The sequence below is a fragment of the Fluoribacter dumoffii NY 23 genome (genome assembly GCF_000236165.1).
Classification (GTDB): domain Bacteria; phylum Pseudomonadota; class Gammaproteobacteria; order Legionellales; family Legionellaceae; genus Legionella; species Legionella dumoffii.
On the sequence record NZ_CM001373.1, the window covers coordinates 154,716 to 173,745 of the forward strand.

The following is a 19,030-nucleotide window of genomic DNA, read 5'->3' on the forward strand; positions in this document are numbered from 1 at the left end:
AGAATTCCAGGTTACGGCGCTCACCTTTTCTAAACGATTAATTTCCGCTCAATAATTTATGAGGTAGGCTTTCCAGGCGGCCGGCTTGGGTGACAACTACATAATTTAATTTACGCTGCAATTCACTAATGGTATCCGCGCCAGCATAGGTTAGTCCTGATCTTAATCCGCCTACAATGTCGGCAATAATTGCATCAGGATTTTCTTTAAAGGGTACTTCAGTCGCTACGCCTTCAGCAGTTTTCCATTCATGCATTTGACCCAAGAAATTTTCCTGGGCTTCTTTGGAAGCCATTCCGCGGTAACGCTTTACTTTGGTTCCATCTTCCTTCTGAATGACTTCCCCAGGCGTGGGAGAAGTTCCTGCTAACATGCCGCCAATCATGACAAAATCGGCACCAAAGGCTAGGGCTTTAACTATATCGCCGGAGGTTCTAATTCCGCCATCAGCGACAATAGAGCGATCGGAACGGGAACAATCCTGGATGCAGGTTAACATGGGGACCCCAAAACCGGTTTTAATTCGAGTACTGCATACCGAACCTCCACCAATACCTGCTTTTATAATGTCTGCACCACAGGACGCAAGATAATCTGCTCCAGCATAGGTGGCGACATTACCCGCCATAATGCACCGGTCAGCAAGTATATGGCGTAAGCTTTTTAGAGTTTTACCCACATATTTGGCATGCGCATGGGCCACATCCACACAAAAATAATCAGCACCTGCATCGCGTAATGCTTCCGCGCGTTCCAGTTCTGCAGCAGTACAGCCAATAGAAACAAAAACTTTATTTTGGCACTTTTTAAATTCGGCGATGTTATCCTCGATGCTCATAAAACGGTGTAAGGCACCCATGGCGCCTTTAGAGCCCATGAAATTAGCCATCGCACTTTCTGTAATCGTATCCATATTTGAACTGATTACAGGGAGCTCTAAGGTTAACTTTCCTAACCTGTCCGTGCTGGTAGTTTCCACTACTCTTCTTGATTCGTGGTGGTTGTATGAGGGAACAAGGAGAACGTCATCAAAAGTGATGGCATGATCAGTCATGGTAAATCCTTAAAGTGCATACTATAAATGCTCTGCAGCATAAAATGCAAGCCTTGAGCGTTCTCCACGGGTTAGGCTCATGTGCGCACTATGCTCCCAATTTTTAAAGCGATCTACGGCAAAAGTTAAACCTGATGTTGTTTCACTTAAATAAGGCGTATCTATTTGTTTGATATCACCAAGGCATATAATTTTTGATCCGGGACCTGCACGGGTAACCAACGTCTTAATTTGTTTCGGGGTTAAGTTCTGCGCTTCATCAATAATGATGTAACGATTTAAAAAGGTGCGCCCGCGCATAAAATTTAATGAGCGAATTTTAATTTTGTTTTGCAATAAATCCTGGGTGGCCCCGCGTCCGAAACTGCCTCCCACTTGGGAACTGTGTAAAACTTCCAGATTATCCATTAATGCTCCCATCCATGGTGTCATTTTTTCTTCTTCAGTACCGGGAAGAAAACCGATGTCTTCACCGACAGGGATGGTCACCCGTGTCATTAAAATTTCTGTGTAACGGTTTTCGTCCAAGACCTGGGTTAGGCCTGCAGCAATCGTGAGTAATGTTTTTCCGGTTCCCGCAGGCCCTTGTAAGCTTACAAAATCAATCTCGGGATCCATGAGCAAATTCAGGGAGAAATTTTGCTCACGGTTTTTCGCGTGAATTCCCCAAACAGAATGCTTGGTATAGTCACGGACTAGCTGAATTACTGCATGATCACTTTCCAATTTTTTTACGATGGCCTGAAATTGATCATCTTCAGTGCTAATGCAGTCATTGGGATTCCATTGCTGAATTAAGGGACCAGTTACTTTATAGAAAGTCTTACCGCTTTCTTGCCACGATCCCATATCTTTAGCATGGGTATCCCAGAAATTGTTATCGAGAATGTGCAAGCCTCTGTGTAGGAGGTTAACATCGTCAAGTACCTGATCACTGTAATAATCTTCGGCAAGAATTCCTAATATTCCTGCCTTGATCCGCAAGTTGATGTCTTTAGATACAATAATTACTTGTTTTTTTCCGGCATATTTTTTTTGCAATCCCAAAGCTGTAGCAAGTATTGTATTATCTACTTTATGTCCTGGAAGAGTAGAGGGGACAACCTGGTTGAATTCGTCAGTTTGAAAAAAAAGTTTGCCGCTGCACTTTTTTTTATCCGAGTGCAAATAATTGGGTATGGACAATCCCGAGACGATCTGTTCGTGGGTGGCGTTACTCATGAGTTCCACCAACATACGGTTGGTTTGCCGCACGTTGCGCGCTACTTCCGATGTACCCATTTTATGATTGTCTAATTCTTCCAAAACAACCATTGGTAAATAAATATCATGCTCTTCAAAATGATAAATGGCGGTGGGGTCATGCATTAAAATATTCGTATCCAGTACAAACAGCTTCAGACGGGTATTACTATTATCCATAAATTCACCTTGTGATTAAAAACATATAGCCCTGAGGGAAGCCAAGCATCACCGCCATCAAGTTTAAGCCGCTGTTGATAAACATGTCATCCCCGGATCAATTCTTACTGAATTTCAAAGTCGCTTTAAGAACGGTTTACCGTATGCGGATATGACAAGAATTGCTAAAAATTAAAGGCAGTGCGGCTTTATTTTCACCTCAGTTACAATTATTTGATTGCTTCCTTCATTCTGCTTAGGGGATGCGACTCAGTCAAGAATAATATTTTTTTATATCCATTTACTACAGTGCAACAAAAAAGCATATTGATTTCATCTTGGTCGGATGCGCAATGCTCGCCTTGCTTTCCATGCTGTGCTTTGCAAGCACTAGGAACTCTTTGGGACTTTATCGGAAAGCATGCAAAACAAAGTGGATAGATATATTTTATTTTAGAGCGCTGAGCACCTGCTCCACATGCCCTTTGACATTTACTTTACGCCATTCGTTTATTAATTTCCCTTGGGGATCAATAAGGAAGGTGCTGCGTTCAATTCCACGGACTTGTTTTCCATACATGGATTTCATCTTGATTACATCAAATAATTGACATAAGACTTCCTCTGGATCGCTAATCAGTTCAAAGGGAAAGTTTTGTTTGGATTTAAAATTCTCATGCGATTTTAGGCTGTCTCGAGAAACTCCAAATATTTGGGTATTTAATTTTTGAAATTGGGGATAGGCATCACGAAAATCTTGTCCTTCTGTGGTGCATCCTGGGGTTGAATCCTTAGGATAAAAATAGAGGACGACATATTGGCCTCGATAATCGCTCAGTCGAGCATTGAGTCCGCTCGTTGCTGTGAATGCAAAATCGGATATTAAGTCACCTGTATTCAATTAATCTCTCCCTGTTTTTTTCATTAGGCGCGAACGGTCTCTTTGCCATTCCCGATCTTTAATGGTGTCACGCTTGTCATGCTCTTTTTTCCCTTTGGCCAGCGCAATTTTAATCTTTACATTATTTTTTTTCCAATATAAAGAGAGTGGAACTATGGTGTAACCTTGACGTTCGACGCTGCCAATGAGGTGGTTTAACTCCTTTTTATTTAATAAGAGTTTCCGGGTACGTATTGGATCAGGAATAGAATGCGTGGATGCGGTTATAAGAGGGTTAATCTGAGCACCAAGCAAATAAGCTTCCCCGTTTTTAATGATAACATGTGCGTCAGATAAATTTATTTTCCCTGCGCGCAAGCTTTTCACTTCCCAGCCTTCAAGAACAAGGCCTGCTTCATATTGATCTTCAATGAAATAGTTGAAGCCTGCTTTTCGATTCAACACAATGGTTGAATCGGATTGTTTTTTATTTGTCATAATTATTCTTTGACGCGATCGTGTTTGTAATCAAGTGGTAATTGAGGATAAACCCGATTTAATTGATCATCAACAGCCACCCGATTATCGAAAACAAAGCATTGTCCTTCCCAAAGCGATTTTTCTTTTGGCATTTTTTCAATATAATTGAGAATCCCATCATGGAGATGAAACACATTTTCAAAACCCAAATCCTTTAAATAGGCAGTGGATTTCTCACAACGTATCCCGCCAGTGCAAAACATTGCAATTTTTTTATCTTTTTTATCAAGCAAATGTTCACGCACATATTCTGGAAAATCACGAAAGTTTTCGGTGCTGGGATTGACGGCATTTTTGAATGTGCCTAATTCGAATTCGTAATCATTACGCGTATCAATTAAAACCACATCCGGATCCTGAATTAATTGATTCCACTCTTCAGGCGTCAGATAGGTTCCTGCCTTTTTCAATGGGTCGATATTTTTTATACCCATAGTCACAATTTCTTTACGAAGTTTGACCTTGGACTTTTCAAATGGATTTTCATCATCGAATGTTTCTTTGAAACGAAGATCAGCCAAACGCTCATCCCCATGAATAAATTCATAGAATTGATCCATTTGCTCTCGGGAGCCTGCAAAACTTCCATTGATTCCTTCAGCAGCTAAAATGATCGTTCCTTTTATTCCAATTTCATGCATTTTGGCAAGCAAAGGTTCGCGCATGGCTTCAAAATCTTCCAGGGAAACGAATTTATAAAATGAAGCAATCACTATTTTTTTCATGGTACTACCTGAAATAAAAACAAAAATAATCGGCAAAAATTACCATTTACACAGAATTTAATCAATAGACCTTAATTAAATACACTCCATGCTGCGTTTAAATATTAAACAAAATTAACTAAATGCGTTGACAAAAACTAACCAGCGATCATACTGTTATATACCAAAGCCCCTGTGTTTTTTTTCATTCTGCAGGCTTTATAAGGAGATAATATGGCACGTTACAATCGGAAGTTGCGTTGGTTCTTTATCTTTTGTTTCTTTGTTCCATTCATGAGTTTTGCCGCTACCCCAGTAAAAACAATGGTTGTTTTTGGCGACAGTTTGTCGGATACAGGAAATACTACCCATTTACTTAAAAGTTTACGCCAAGAAGAAGATCCTGCTTTTCTAGTAGCACCTTTTAAAGTATTTGTACTTAACAAGATGGTTGAGTTTGCAGAAGAATACTATGTACCGCAGATGGTTTTAGATTCAGGAATCGCAGTGGTTACTGATTTTTTCGATAACCAGCTGGCCCCTTATATCGCCAATTTGGTTAGCAAAATTAAATTAGTGCCAGTATTACCAGGAAAACCTTATTGGAATGCACGTTTCTCTAATGGGCAGGTGTGGAATGAATATTTAGCGAAAATGCTTTCCATTTCCCCCGCAGATGAAGAGGTTTATTTAAATCGGGCTTTTGGTGGAAGCTGGACCGCAACTTATGATTACCAGTTGACGGTATGGAATTTGATTCGCCACCCATTAGGAACAATCAAAAATCTGATTGTAGGCAAGTTGGTTCCCCCAAGCCTGGGATTAACCGTTCAAGCGTATTTACTGGAGCATCCAACCCTCAGTAATGAAACCGTGTTTTTCATTTTCTCGGGAAGCAATGATTACATTAATGTCCTGTTCTTTGAAGATAATTACAACACTGAGGTGATGAGTACCTATGTAGATAATGTCCTATCCGGTGCCGGTTCTGCGGTGATGAAATTAATGCAGGCAGGTGCACGCCGTTTTGTAATTATGGGTCTGCCTCATATAGGGGATACACCACGTATGGTGCACACCACGGATAGAGGGGTCTTGAATAATGCAATTGATATGCATAATGAGCGCCTGCAAAACCGCATGAAAGAATGGGAAAAAATTTATCCTGATGCGAATTTCCTCTATATCGACATGGGGGATTATTTGTCACAAGCTTTAAAAAATCCGGAGAATTATGGATTTACCAATACCACTGAAGCATGTATTGATGTGAAGCTTCCAATGTATGATTCATTCCGTAATTCACCTTTCGCGAATAACTTTGTATTACGCTACGCTCAAGTCCTGCAGTACAGAGATGCAAGCTTTGCCGCCGGAGACAAAAACTATCAGGTGTGTGATACACCGGATACTTACTTGTTCTGGGATGAAATCCATCCAAGTACCCGAGCTCATGGATTGCTTGCTTTTGAAGTATGTAAGGCGATGAAGTACCATGGATATGACGTAACCTGTCAAAATCCTATAGAATAGGTGGGTTGCCGCTAAGGTATTTTGTAACGTAGCCTGGGTGCCGGAATGTCTGTCACCCGGGCTTTCTTTTGCAATTCCTTTTTGGCTGTCTTTCGCACTTGATTTTATTAGGATAATTTACGCTGGCATCCTCTCTAACTCGTTACGAATTCATGTTAGTGATTTGTATTTGTTTGTGGCATAATTGCCCTTTTTTTATTGATATATCGTTCATGTGCGGTTGTTGAAACGAGGAGCAGGTTTATGTGTGGGATTATGGGGGCTGTATCTGAAAGGGATATCAGTAAAATTTTACTGGAAGGATTACGCCGTTTGGAATATAGAGGTTATGATTCTGCCGGCATTGCAGTAATTGATAATCAAGAACAATTAAAACGCGTACGTATCCAAGGTAAGGTACAGAACCTGGCTAATGCGATGGAGGAAACAGCAATCGCGGGTCATACGGGTATTGCTCATACTCGGTGGGCAACTCATGGCAAACCTTCGGAACAGAATGCTCATCCGCACCTGTCTCATGGACAAATTGCATTAGTGCATAATGGAATCATTGAAAATCATGAAAAATTACGTCATGAATTAATGATGAAGGGATATGAGTTCACTTCTGAAACCGATACAGAGGTGGCTGCACACTTAATTCATTATTATTACCAACAAAGCAACAATCTGCTCGATGCAGTTACCACTGCAGCCGGGGAAATGGAAGGAGCTTTTGCTTTGGGGGTTATCCACCAACATCGACCGATGGAACTTGTTGCCGTGCGCAAAGGCAGCCCGTTGGTTATCGGCCTGGGGATAGGAGAGAATTTTATCGCCTCTGATGCTTTGGCATTAAAATCTTTCGCCCAATCGGTAGTCTATTTGGAAGAAGGTGACAGTGCCCTTATTACCTCCCAAAGTGTATTAATTTATGATTCCTGTAAAACGCTTGTTGAACGCCCTCTCCATCCTTTGACGAGTAGTGCTGAAACTGTAAGTAAAGAACCTTATCGGCATTTTATGCTCAAAGAAATTTTTGAACAATCCAAGGTATTTACGGATACCTTGGAGGGTCGGGTAAATAGTCTTGAAGTACTTAGGTCCAGCTTTGGTGACCGGGCTTCCCATATATTTCCAATGGTGAAGCAAATCCATATTGTTGCTTGCGGTACCAGTTACCATGCTGGCATGATTGCCAAATATTGGCTTGAATCTTTGGCGGGATTGCCCACCCAGGTTGAAATCGCCAGTGAGTATCGTTATCGGGATGTTGTAGTCCCTAAAGATACTTTATTTATTACCGTCTCCCAGTCCGGCGAAACCGCAGATACGCTCGCTGCCTTGCAAAAAGCAAAAAGTTTGGGCTATTTAGCCACTTTGGCTCTATGTAATGTGGCAACAAGTACCCTGGTACGAGAGGCGGATTGTGTTTTTCTAACTCGTGCCGGAGTTGAAATTGGCGTGGCATCTACTAAAGCATTCACTACGCAATTGGTGGCCTTCTTGATGTTGTCTGCGGCTCTTTGCCATGATGAACGAGCCAAAGAAGTCTTAAAACAACTGCAAGAACTACCCGCATGCAGTGAACGTGCATTACAGATGAATGAAGAAATCGAAGAACTTGCTTCTCTGTTTGTTAATAAAGCCCATGCTTTATTTTTAGGACGCGGCGTTCAATATCCCGTTGCCCTTGAGGGTGCTTTAAAATTGAAGGAAATTTCCTACATTCACGCCGAGGCATATCCCTCCGGAGAGTTGAAACACGGTCCCTTGGCTTTGGTTGATGAAAACATGCCAGTGGTTGCTGTGGCGCCTAATGATGAACTTTTGGATAAGTTAAAATCAAATTTACACGAGGTAAGTGCTCGTGGCGGGCAGTTATTTGTTTTTGGTGACAGTACACAAAACTGGCAAGCTCATGGTACCCATTTAATTAAAGTTCCATACTGTGGATTATGGTTGGCTCCAATTATATATACGATTCCATTGCAGCTGTTGGCTTATCATGTTGCTGTTGCTAAAGGTACCGATGTGGATCAGCCACGTAATCTTGCCAAATCAGTGACTGTTGAGTAATAATGTGGCGGTTTTTTAAACGAGTTACCCAGCACTATTCCTGTGGGATTTAGGGTTGGGAAATCAATTGTTATCTATTTATGTTTTACGGGGATGTAAATGACTCAAGAGATGTTGGGATTAGCTGCGATTATTGCGCAAGAGCTTAAAGTTAAACCAGCGCAGGTAGAAGCGTCCATTCGTCTGCTTAATGAAGGGGCAACTGTTCCATTCATTGCTCGTTATCGCAAGGAGGCAACCGAAGGTCTAGATGATGTACAACTACGCTTTATTGATGAACGCGTACATTATTTACGTGAATTGGACGAGCGTCGTGCTGTCGTTTTGCAGTCTATCCGCGAGCAGGAAAAACTAACTCCAGAGCTTGAAAAAAGCATTTTGGCTGCAGACACGAAAACCCGTCTTGAAGATTTATATTTGCCTTTCAGACCCAAACGCCGTACCAAGGCCCAAATTGCCATTGAAGCGGGCCTTGAGCCGCTTGCTCAGGCACTCTGGAAAAATCCGGATTTAGACCCCGAAGAACAAGCCCTGCAATTTATTAACCCTGAAGCTGGGGTGGAGGATGCGAAAGCGGCTCTGGAAGGCGCTCGTCATATCCTTATGGAGCACTTTGCTGAAGATGCCGACTTGATTAATGAACTGCGCGAATACATGTGGGGTCACGGAATTATTAAATCGGTAGGCAGTTCCAAGAAAAAAGAAACTGTGAACAAGTTTTCAGACTATTTTGATTATTCTGAAGCGATTAAAAAAATTCCTTCCCATCGTGCTTTAGCGTTGTTCCGCGGCCGCCGGGAAAGCGTGTTACAAGTAAGCCTTACTTTGCCGGAACAGGACCAAACCTATGGTGAGAGCAAATTGGCAGCCCATTTCAACATTGCTGACCAGCAAAGAAAAGCTGACGGTTGGTTGCTGGAAACAGTACGCCTGACCTGGAAAGTAAAATTGTTTACCAAGCTGGAACTGGAGTTACTTACGCGGCTGCGCGAGATGGCGGACGAAGAAGCCATAAAAGTATTTTCCAGAAATTTACGTGACTTGTTATTGGCTGCACCAGCTGGCCCCCAAATTACCATTGGGCTGGATCCAGGTATCCGCACCGGTGTCAAAGTGGTTGTTGTTGATTCAACGGGCAAGTTATTGGATTACACGGTTATTTTCCCCTTTGCTCCCCAAAATGAATGGCATCAGGCAATTACGGATTTGGCAAAATTGGCTGCAAAATACCAGGTTAACTTAATCAGTATTGGTAATGGGACAGGCTCTCGCGAAACGGAGCGTTTGGTTGCTGATCTGATCAAAATGTATCCTGATTTAAAACTAACGAAAGTTATTGTGAGTGAAGCAGGCGCATCGGTTTATTCTGCTTCGGAAATTGCATCTCAGGAATTCCCTGATTTAGATGTGACTTTAAGGGGAGCTGTCTCTATTGCACGCCGTCTTCAAGACCCTCTCGCCGAATTAGTTAAAATTGAGGCAAAATCCATTGGTGTAGGTCAGTACCAGCACGATGTCAATCAGACTCGTTTAGCGCGTTGTCTGGATGGGGTTGTGGAGGATTGCGTGAATGCGGTTGGTGTTGATGTAAACACTGCTTCGGCTGCCTTATTGTCACATGTTTCTGGTCTGAATGAGACCTTGGCCAAAAATATCGTGCTTTATCGTGATGAACACGGTGCGTTCAAAAACCGGATGGAATTAAAACATGTGCAGCGTATGGGGGAAAAAGCGTTCCAACAAGCTGCGGGTTTTTTACGCATCATGAATGGGGATAATCCCTTAGATGCCTCTTGCGTGCATCCAGAAGCATACCCTCTGGTCGAAAAAATTATCGCCGAGAAGAGCGTTGACATTAAAAAGTTGATAGGTAACAAAGAAATATTACATAGTGTTAACGCAGAACAATTTGTTGATGAGCAATTTGGTTTGCCCACAATAAGAGATGTGTTGCGTGAATTGGAAAAACCTGGTCGTGATCCTCGGCCGGAATTTAAAACTGCCCAGTTCAAAGAAGGCGTTGAAGACATCGAACATCTGCATGAAGGCATGATTCTTGAAGGAGTCGTCAGTAATGTAACGAACTTTGGCGCTTTTGTGGATATAGGCGTGCATCAGGATGGGTTGGTACATATCTCAGCAATGACGAATAAATTTATTTCTGATCCACGTACGGTAGTCAAAGCCGGTGATATTGTCACTGTAAAAGTAATTGAAGTGGATAAAGAAAGAAGACGGATTGGCCTGAGTATGAAATTGGAAGATGAGCCTGTGAGTCAACCCGTTAAAAAAGCTACCAAAACTGCTGAAATGAAAAAACAACCTCCAGCTAAAAAGATGGAGCACAAGAAAAAACCCGAGGCTAAGAAAGTTGAGCCAGTCAAGAAAACCGTATTTAATACGGCAATGGCAGATGCACTGGCCAAATTAAAGCGTAATTAGAACTTTTAAAGTACCCTCTCTTAAAACAAGGGGGCACTTGTTCAGTCTTGGCTGGTAGTGCATTTTTGTTGCCAGCCAAAGTTACGTACAACGCTGCACCACAGTACTCGAACATACAAGATGATGGTGAATCATGATCAATACTCCAAAAGGAGAACTCGCTATCCAGACCTTGGCAATGCCTGCAAATACCAATGCCAATGGTGATATATTTGGTGGATGGATTGTGTCACAAATGGATTTGGCTGCCGGGATAATAGCAAAAAGGTTGGCATTGGGGCGGGTAGCCACGGTTGCTATTCATTCAATGAGTTTTTTAAAACCGGTGCATGTGGGCGATCTTGTGAGCTGTTACGTTTCTTTGATAAAACAAGGTACTACTTCCATGACCTTTAGTGTTGAAGTATGGGCACATCCTGCTACCCAAAGTGAAACCTATCAAGTCACTGAAGGCGTTTTTGTTTTTGTAGCAATAGATGAAGAAGGCAGACCAAGACAGGTACCTGGAAAAATATGACCTATAATTCGTCAGAACTGCATCACCTACTTACGGAAATGGCTACCCTCATCGAACAAAATGCGGAACCAGATCCCCAATTATATACTTTATTTTTTCAAGAGCCTGAGCTTGCTTTTAAATTAGTGGACATTATCAATAACTTGGAAGAAAAACTGGATGAAGGACTTTCAGTATATTCCGCCTGTGTTTTTGCTCTAGATATTTGTGTTGCGCAATTACAGGGGGCTGCTGAATCCAATAATAAAGTTCCCATAAAGACATTGGCCCAACTGATGAATCATTTAGCGGAAATGATAAATGCGCGCAAACATACCTTAAGTTTCTGGCTTCCCGTATTAAATTCTTTTTATGAGTCGCATGTTGAATTGACCGAAGATTTAAAAAATGCCTATTACGATCTTGCCAGCGATGAGGAAGAGGCTGCTCCTGAAGGCGAACCCATCTCCCATTTAGATGCCATACGTGATTTGATTCATGAACTCTCTGAGTTGAACGTATTTGAAATTGCCGAGAATTTTTTTGCACAAAGCTATGCGATGCCTGCAGAATTTTTTATCGATCTCATGGTTGATTTATACAACATTGAAGAGGGGGCGGATATTGCCCTACTCATTTTACTGCATCCTAAAGCGGAGGTGCGCGAAATTGCACTTAATACGCTTAGCCAAATCATTGACTTGGTAACTTTTTCCTCTATATCACTTTCACGGCTGCAGACAATTAAGTATTGGTATCCAGAACAATACCATGCGCTCTTTAATTCATGGATAAAGACACAACGAAAAAAAGGGGTTGTATTTGCACCTGAACCCGAGACTGCCAAAGTGACTATCCGCGCGACCGAAGTGGATGGCATGGGCTCACAAGGTGTTTTTCTTCACGTTCGCAAGCACCGGAAAAACAGATTGTGTGGTTTGTTGTTAAAGTATGAATTGGGTATTAAGGATTCCTGGATAACGTCTGCTCTTTCAGCAAAAGATGTAAAAGACTATTACAAAAAAGCTTTTGACGAGAATGTAACGTTACGGGAAGTCGATCTCTCTTATTTCACAATGATGGTGGAACATTTCCTGGCGATAACTATCGAAAAGAATGAGATCCCCAATGTTCAATTTTTAGAGATGCAAGAATTATTGGGCCTGCGTTTACGGCCTGTGAAACTGGATCTGGATTATCTTTTTGAGCAAATGAGCATCCAAATCACTCCCTTTACCCAAGAAGCCATTGCTGAATCCTTACGCCGTTCGAAGTCATGGCTTAAAAGCAAATCGTTTACAGAATCCTGGTACCTGGAAAATCCTTTGGTAGACAAGATTGTCAATCATAATAGCAGTTTTGTTGATGGAATTAGAGTGTGTCGCATGGAAGAGGCCATTGATGCTGTTTTTTCTGAAGAGATGGAATTACATCGTGATAAATGGCAATTTCATTTTTTATGGATAGCTTTATGGATGAAATCGAAAGAAAAACGTAATGAAAAATTATGGCGTGATAGTTTCCTGATCGCCTATACCATCCATCAAGGTACTCCTTTGAAAGAAATCCCTGTAATGCAAGAGATTTGCCGGCAAACAGTGATTAATAGCGTGGAAACCATGCAAGAAAGACGAACCCACCTGAGTCAGGAATAAGAGGATTTCATGTTTACCGGCATCATTGAAGAAAAAGGGACTGTGATTAGCAATACAAAATATGGTGAGGCAAATCGATTGACCATTTCCTCAGGTCTTAAACAGCTAGAGGTAGGTGAAAGCATTGCTGTAAATGGGGTATGTCTCACGTTCTTACCCTCTGCTGATTCGAATTTAAATTTTGATGTGTCTCCCGAAACCTTGAACAAAACCACTCTAGGTAACTTAAAAATTGGGGATGAAGTCAATTTGGAGCGCGCCATGCTTGCATCGACTCGTTTTGGTGGGCATTATGTAAGTGGACATGTTGATGCAGTAGCACACATTCATGCCTTGAAACACATGGATGAGTTTGTTGAAGTTGAGTTAAGCGGTTTTGATGCTAATGCCATGCTGTATTTAGTACCCAAAGGGAGTATTACGGTTGAAGGAGTAAGCTTAACGATTAATTCCGTGGCAAATCAAAGTATTAAATTAATGCTTATTCCCCACACGTTACTTAATACTACTTTGGGTGTTTTAAAACAGGGAAAAAGGGTTAACATTGAATTTGACTACTTGGCTCGCATCGTTGCTCATCAATTACAAATAGCTGGAAAATTGAACAACCATAATCCTTTATGAATATAGGTCATGCAGGATGTAACCATCTTGGTGAACGTGTGAATTGAGCAGATGAAAGAAAAATCGTTGCCTACAGGGGAGCATGGGATGCTACTGAAGCATTTTGCATGGATTTTGCTTCCTGACGGTCAAAAAAAGCCGTTCCTTGATGCAGTCGACCCTTTGCTTATGAATTAAGGAGTAGTTCATGACCCAACATTTAACATCCCGGTGGTATCATTTTTTTTCGGCCACAATTGTTATTGGGATTGTTTCTGGCTTTGGGGGGATGTTCCTGGCAATATTATTGCATTTTATTCAACACCTGGCCTATGAGCATACGGTATTTCCCATACTTGGTAACGAGAGCTTCTTATACGTGGTGAGCGATTCAACTGCTCCAAGAAGAGTTACTGCACTTTTACTTTGTGGTTTCATTGCCGGTTTTGGCTGGTGGGCAGTTTTTCGCTACGGCCGCCCCTTGGTCAGTATTGCGAATGCAATTAAATCTCCACGACCCTATATGCCCATAAAAACTACCTTGGCGCATGTCTTTCTGCAAATTATTACCGTTGCTTTGGGATCGCCGATGGGAAGGGAGGTTGCGCCTCGGGAATTAGGGGCAACTTTTGCTTGCTGGCTGACTAACAAGTTGAAATTACATCCCAAGGAAAGCCAAATTTTAGTGGCCTGTGCTGCCGGAGCCGGATTAGCCGCAGTCTATAATGTCCCTTTGGGTGGTGCTCTTTTTACCCTGGAGGTATTACTTGGAAGTTTTCGCTGGTTTGCAGTAATTCCGGCGATTACGACCTCTGCGATTGCAGTGGTTATTTCCTGGATGGGACTTGGAAATCAATCCATGTACCATATACCGGTTTTGATTCTGGATTATTCCGTAGTCATTTGGGCAATTATTGCCGGCCCTATTTTTGGTTTTTCCGCCTATTGGTTTAAAGAAGTAACGAATAGGGTGCAAAGTAAGGCTCCACGCAACTGGAAGATTATTATTTTTTGTCTGTTCAATTTTTTAATGATCGGTTTGCTATCCATTTATTTTCCGGCAATTTTGGGAAATGGTCGTTCTGCGGCCCAACTCGGGTTTGATGGCAATATGTTAGGATTAAGTATCGCCGCAGTGCTATTAGTTTTGCGGGTGCTCATCGTCTGCACCAGTATCCAGGCTGGGGCTGCAGGTGGGCTGTTAACCCCATCTCTTGCTAATGGTGCCTTATTGGCTGTTGTGCTGGGTACGCTTTGGAGTTATATATGGCCTGGTATAAATATATCTGCTTTTGCTGTTATTGGGGCAACCGCTTTTTTGGCAGCGGCACAAAAAATGCCGCTTACCGCAATTATATTGATCATTGAATTCACAGGGATAAATTTCAGTTTTTTTATACCCATCCTTTTTGCAGTGGCCGGGGCAACAAGCATGTTTAATTATTGCGGTAGTCGACGTTTACTGGCATTAGCTCATTGAGATTTGCTCGGCAAATCTGTGGAAAACGCTGCATCAATTGCTGCAAGTCTTACGGAATACCATCGGTAGAAATGAACCCGCTTAATGAATAGCAGAATGCATAGTCCACCAATCCTGTAAGCCAGTATGAAATACCGAAGTGATGTCTTCAAGTTCGTCTATAAATATCATATACTCAAAAACTCTTTTTCTGAGGAGCACCACATAAAGGAGCTTCTAAAGAAATCATGAGCTTCAGAAAGAAATATCTCTTGAGAAAAAGAGATCCGAAATCCACTTGAAGAAAGTATTGTATAAGGAGTTTTCAGTGCAACAACAAATAAAGCCTATGGATGATGCAATTGATTTGTTGACTTTAGCAAAATCATTATGGAAGCAAAAATACATTATTTTGCTTGTTACTTTGATTAGCCTTTTCTCTGGAATGACTTATCTACACTTTGCAAAACCCTTGTATGAGGTAAACGCCCGCATTTACCCACCCTATCCTATTGATATAGAGGCTCTGAATTACGGAACCACGTTTCCTGGGAAGTTAATAAAACCGTTGAAGGCGATCACGGTATACAATATTTTTTCATCCGCATTATTAGCTGAGTCAACAAGTCATAAATTTTTTAATCAAATTTATTTGCCCAGTTTGGCTATTACTCCCAAAGATAATTTGCAAAAGAGCATTCTTTACAATCAATTTAAACGTGCCATTACAATTAATGAAATCCCTAAATTAACCCCCAATCAATATATAATTAAAGCCAGAGGGCCTCAGGCTAGTAAGCTTGCTCTATGGATTCGTCAATACATTAATATGGCAAATAATGATGCGAAAAAGGTAATCATCAGTATGAAATCCAAGCATCAACAAAGTATTTTGAAAGAGATACAACAAAGAATTGACAGTGCACGCGCAACTGCCAGAGCAAGAACATTGGATCGTATGGTTCGCGTAAAAGAAGCCTTAAAAATTGCTCAAGCTGCTGGGGTCTCTACCCCTTTGCCAATAATGGGGAATGTGGTTGATGATGTAGAGAAACCCGATTTGATGTATGGTCGAGGAAGTAAAGCGTTGCTTGCAGAAATAGGTAATCTAAATGATCGCGAATCAGACACGGCATTTTTTCCGGCGCTGCGTGAATTAGAAACTGATTACAATATGTATAAGAATATTAAAATAAATGCTGAAGATTTCCGTATGTTTCGTTTAAACGCACATCTTGAAGAGCCTTCATTACCCGTATCACCCAAACGTAGCATCGTTCTTGGAATTTCAATTATTATGGGATTGATGTGTGGAGTAGTTATTGGGATGATAAGGACTTTTTTTCAGAATAACATTGATTAACTGGAAGATTTGTTTGTATTTCACCTGCTTAATCAGGATCTGATAAGTAAGTGTCGTTTGCTGTTAAAGGATAAATAATATGAGTTGCTTTATAATTGCAGAGGCGGGCGTCAATCACAATGGGGATATTGAATTAGCAAAAGCACTTATTCATGCGGCAAAGGAAGCTGGGGCAGATGCAGTCAAATTTCAAACATTTAAAGCAGATACCTTAGTCAATAAAACTGCTGAAAAAGCACAGTATCAAAAACAGAATACTTCTAATTTATCCACTCAATACGAAATGCTCAAGGCACTGGAAATTTCAGAAGAGGAGCATTTGCTGTTAAATGAACTGGCGAACTCATTAGGCATAGAGTTTATGTCTACGGGTTTTGATGAAGAATCGATTGATTTTTTGGTGGCGCTAGGAGTAAAACGCCTCAAAATCCCTTCGGGAGAAATGACAAACTTCCCTTATCTGGAATACATTGCACAAAAAAAACTGCCGATCATCATGTCTACTGGCATGTGTACCCTTCAAGAAGTGAGCCAGGCAATTGACATTGTAAAACCCTTTTACGGAGACAGTCTAAAGGATAATCTTATCCTTCTGCATTGTACTTCCAATTACCCAACGGCATTCAAGGATGTTAATTTAAGGGCCATGCAAACCCTTGCCCATGAATTTAATTTGCCAGTAGGGTACTCCGATCACACTTTGGGTATTTTAATCCCCACTTTGGCGGTTGGTTTGGGGGCATGCGTCATTGAAAAGCATTTTACCTTAGACAAAAATCTTTCCGGTCCGGATCATGCGGCATCCATGGACCCTGATGAACTGAAATCCTTGGTTAGAGCAATAAGAGATACTGAGCTGGCGTTAGGATCCGGTGTGAAAAAACCTGCTGATGACGAGTTGCCCGTTAGGGAATTGGTACGGCGTAGTGTCACCTTAAACCGAACTTTAAACAAAGGAGCAATCATTTCCCAAGAGGATGTAGTCTTGTTAAGACCTGGTAATGGAATTAATCCCGGTGATCTACCCAAGGTAATCGGCGCTCGCCTCAATGTGGATTTGGGTGAGGGAAGCACTTTATTATGGGAACATATTGAAGTATGAAACCCCGAAAAATAATTTATGTTACTGGAACTCGAGCAGATTATGGACTTATGCGTGAGGTGCTTAAAAAACTGGATGCAGCTCCCGATATTGATTTGGCTGTCTGTGTAACAGGAATGCATCTTGCTCCCTTGTACGGGAATACCCTTAAAGAAATTGAATTAGATGAATTCAGAATATGCGGTCAGGTTCCTGTTGATATTGAACAAAGCACCCACCTTACCATGGCAAAATCCATCGGCTATGAAATTATAGGAATAACCGAAATATTTGCAAAAGAACAACCTGACCTTGTGTTGGTATTAGGAGATCGGGGGGAGATGTTAGCAGCAGCAATTGCGGCCGTTCATTTGAATATACCTATAGTTCATTTGCACGGGGGCGAACGTTCGGGGACTGTAGATGAAATGATCCGCCATGCAATATCCAAATTATCACATTACCATTTTGTAGCGACGGAATCTTCCAAAGAGCGTTTAATCAAAATGGGTGAAAACGAAAGCGCAATCAGTGTAGTTGGCGCTCCAGGCCTTGATGAAATTTATAAATTCCACCCTACAAAACGCATGAATTTTTATCATCGCTATGAATTTGATGAAAATAAAAAAACAGCTTTGTTAATTTATCATCCAGTCGTTCAGGAAACATTCAACATCCAGTCACAATTCCAAAATGCAATACATGCCGCTTTAGATCTTGATCTGCAAGTCATTTGTTTGGAGCCCAATGCAGATGCTGGCGGCCAACTCATTCGCGAAGCCTTGCGCGATCTTGGAACTCATCGTAATGTACGCATAATAAAACATTTACCAAGAGCTGAATTTATTGATTGCCTCGCACATGTTGATGTAATGTTGGGTAACTCAAGTAGTGGTATTATTGAAGCCGCATCGTTTAATCTCGTAGTAGTCAATATTGGGAGTAGACAAAATTTGCGGGAGGCCGGAGATAATGTGATTCATGTTGACATCTCTTGTGAAGCAATCAGAGATGGCTTAAATGAGGCATTAAAAAGGCCCAAAAAAAGTTATAAGAATATATATGGCGATGGTAATACGAGCGATAGATGCTATCAATTGCTAAAAACCATCAGTTTAAATTCTGAAATCTTGAATAAAAGTAATGCATACTAATCAATTAAAAATTGTAGGTTGTGGGGGACACTGTAAAGTGGTTCTTGATGCACTTTCACTTTCCAGTCATTCTTTCCAGCTTTCGCTTTGTGACGGGAATAAGAATTTACTGGGAAAGGAGATCTGTGGCCTGGCAATTGATTCTACTATGGAGTCGCTGACAGATTACTCCGGGCTAATCCATTTAGCCATTGGCAATAATCTCGCAAGACAAAATATTCTGAAAACAATTAATCCCGAAATATCTCTTTTTACCGTGATTCATCCTGCAGCAATAATTTCTAAATCCGCTGTTATTGGAGATGGGGCGTTTATCGCTGCCAACGCGATTCTCGCTGCTGAAAGTTTTATCGGCAGAAGTTCTATTGTTAACCATGGGGCTATTGTAGATCATGAAGTCAGTATAGGGGAGTGTTCGCATATCGCCCCCAATAGTACTTTAGGCGGACAAGTTAGTGTAGGCAACGGGGTGTTGATAGGTGCTGGGGCAGTTGTTCTTCCAGGAGTCAGGATTGGTGATGGGGCGGTAATTGCGGCTGGCTCTGTTGTAATTAAAGATGTAAAAGAGTTCACAACAGTTAAGGGTGTGCCTGCTGCATAAAAGGAA

At 41.5% G+C, this 19,030-nt stretch carries 17 protein-coding genes; 12 read left to right on the forward strand and 5 right to left on the reverse strand.

The annotated features are described in order from the left end of the window. Positions 1–37: 37 nt before the first annotated feature. The 5 genes from KYQ_RS00735 to trhO form a co-directional block, all read right to left on the reverse strand. Positions 38–1,054, reverse strand: a complete 1,017-nt coding sequence (locus KYQ_RS00735; RefSeq protein ID WP_010652306.1) for a guanosine monophosphate reductase — start codon at positions 1,052–1,054, stop codon at positions 38–40. Positions 1,055–1,075: 21 nt separating this feature from the next. Then, on the reverse strand, positions 1,076–2,476 hold the full coding sequence (locus KYQ_RS00740; protein ID WP_010652307.1) for a PhoH family protein: 1,401 nt from the start codon (positions 2,474–2,476) through the stop codon (positions 1,076–1,078). Between the two features lie 427 nt (positions 2,477–2,903). Further along, positions 2,904–3,356: a peroxiredoxin gene (locus KYQ_RS00745; protein ID WP_010652308.1), complete on the reverse strand. Its 453-nt coding sequence runs from the start codon at positions 3,354–3,356 to the stop codon at positions 2,904–2,906. After that, entirely contained in the window at positions 3,357–3,833 is a 477-nt protein-coding gene (smpB, locus tag KYQ_RS00750; RefSeq protein ID WP_010652309.1) for an SsrA-binding protein SmpB, read from the reverse strand. It abuts the gene before it with no gap. Positions 3,834–3,835: 2 nt separating this feature from the next. Continuing rightward, positions 3,836–4,600, reverse strand: a complete 765-nt coding sequence (gene trhO / locus KYQ_RS00755; RefSeq protein ID WP_010652310.1) for an oxygen-dependent tRNA uridine(34) hydroxylase TrhO — start codon at positions 4,598–4,600, stop codon at positions 3,836–3,838. A 213-nt stretch (positions 4,601–4,813) separates the two neighbouring features. Here trhO and plaC point away from each other — a divergent pair, with 213 nt between their 5' ends. From plaC to KYQ_RS00815, 12 genes are all read left to right on the forward strand, one after another. Beyond that, a complete protein-coding gene (plaC, locus tag KYQ_RS00760) occupies positions 4,814–6,112 on the forward strand; it encodes a lysophospholipase/glycerophospholipid:cholesterol acyltransferase PlaC (RefSeq protein WP_010652311.1) in 1,299 nt (432 codons plus the stop codon). A gap of 243 nt (positions 6,113–6,355) precedes the next feature. Then, positions 6,356–8,170 carry a glutamine--fructose-6-phosphate transaminase (isomerizing) gene (gene glmS, locus KYQ_RS00765; protein WP_010652312.1) on the forward strand — a complete coding sequence of 605 codons (1,815 nt, stop codon included), beginning with the start codon at positions 6,356–6,358 and terminating at the stop codon, positions 8,168–8,170. Positions 8,171–8,269: 99 nt separating this feature from the next. Then, positions 8,270–10,612, forward strand: a complete 2,343-nt coding sequence (locus KYQ_RS00770; RefSeq protein WP_010652313.1) for a Tex family protein — start codon at positions 8,270–8,272, stop codon at positions 10,610–10,612. Positions 10,613–10,745: 133 nt separating this feature from the next. Continuing rightward, positions 10,746–11,129 carry an acyl-CoA thioesterase gene (locus KYQ_RS00775; RefSeq protein WP_010652314.1) on the forward strand — a complete coding sequence of 128 codons (384 nt, stop codon included), beginning with the start codon at positions 10,746–10,748 and terminating at the stop codon, positions 11,127–11,129. Then, positions 11,126–12,763 (forward strand): hypothetical protein, encoded by a 1,638-nt coding sequence (locus KYQ_RS00780; RefSeq protein ID WP_010652315.1) that lies wholly within the window; start codon positions 11,126–11,128, stop codon positions 12,761–12,763. The genes KYQ_RS00775 and KYQ_RS00780 overlap by 4 nt, the downstream gene beginning before the upstream one ends. Positions 12,764–12,772: 9 nt before the next feature. Further along, positions 12,773–13,387, forward strand: a complete 615-nt coding sequence (gene ribE / locus KYQ_RS00785; RefSeq protein WP_010652316.1) for a riboflavin synthase — start codon at positions 12,773–12,775, stop codon at positions 13,385–13,387. Positions 13,388–13,438: 51 nt separating this feature from the next. Next, on the forward strand, positions 13,439–13,564 hold the full coding sequence (locus KYQ_RS19615) for a hypothetical protein (protein WP_019349455.1): 126 nt from the start codon (positions 13,439–13,441) through the stop codon (positions 13,562–13,564). A 10-nt stretch (positions 13,565–13,574) separates the two neighbouring features. Next, entirely contained in the window at positions 13,575–14,846 is a 1,272-nt protein-coding gene (locus KYQ_RS00795) for a chloride channel protein (RefSeq protein WP_010652317.1), read from the forward strand. 307 nt (positions 14,847–15,153) lie between these two features. Next, positions 15,154–16,188, forward strand: a complete 1,035-nt coding sequence (locus tag KYQ_RS00800; protein ID WP_010652318.1) for a Wzz/FepE/Etk N-terminal domain-containing protein — start codon at positions 15,154–15,156, stop codon at positions 16,186–16,188. Positions 16,189–16,267: 79 nt separating this feature from the next. Continuing rightward, on the forward strand, positions 16,268–17,290 hold the full coding sequence (gene neuB / locus KYQ_RS00805) for an N-acetylneuraminate synthase (protein ID WP_010652319.1): 1,023 nt from the start codon (positions 16,268–16,270) through the stop codon (positions 17,288–17,290). Next, positions 17,287–18,423: a UDP-N-acetylglucosamine 2-epimerase gene (gene neuC, locus KYQ_RS00810; protein WP_010652320.1), complete on the forward strand. Its 1,137-nt coding sequence runs from the start codon at positions 17,287–17,289 to the stop codon at positions 18,421–18,423. Before neuB ends, neuC begins: the two co-directional genes overlap by 4 nt. Next, a complete protein-coding gene (locus KYQ_RS00815; protein WP_010652321.1) occupies positions 18,413–19,024 on the forward strand; it encodes an acetyltransferase in 612 nt (203 codons plus the stop codon). Before neuC ends, KYQ_RS00815 begins: the two co-directional genes overlap by 11 nt. Positions 19,025–19,030 lie beyond the last annotated feature (6 nt).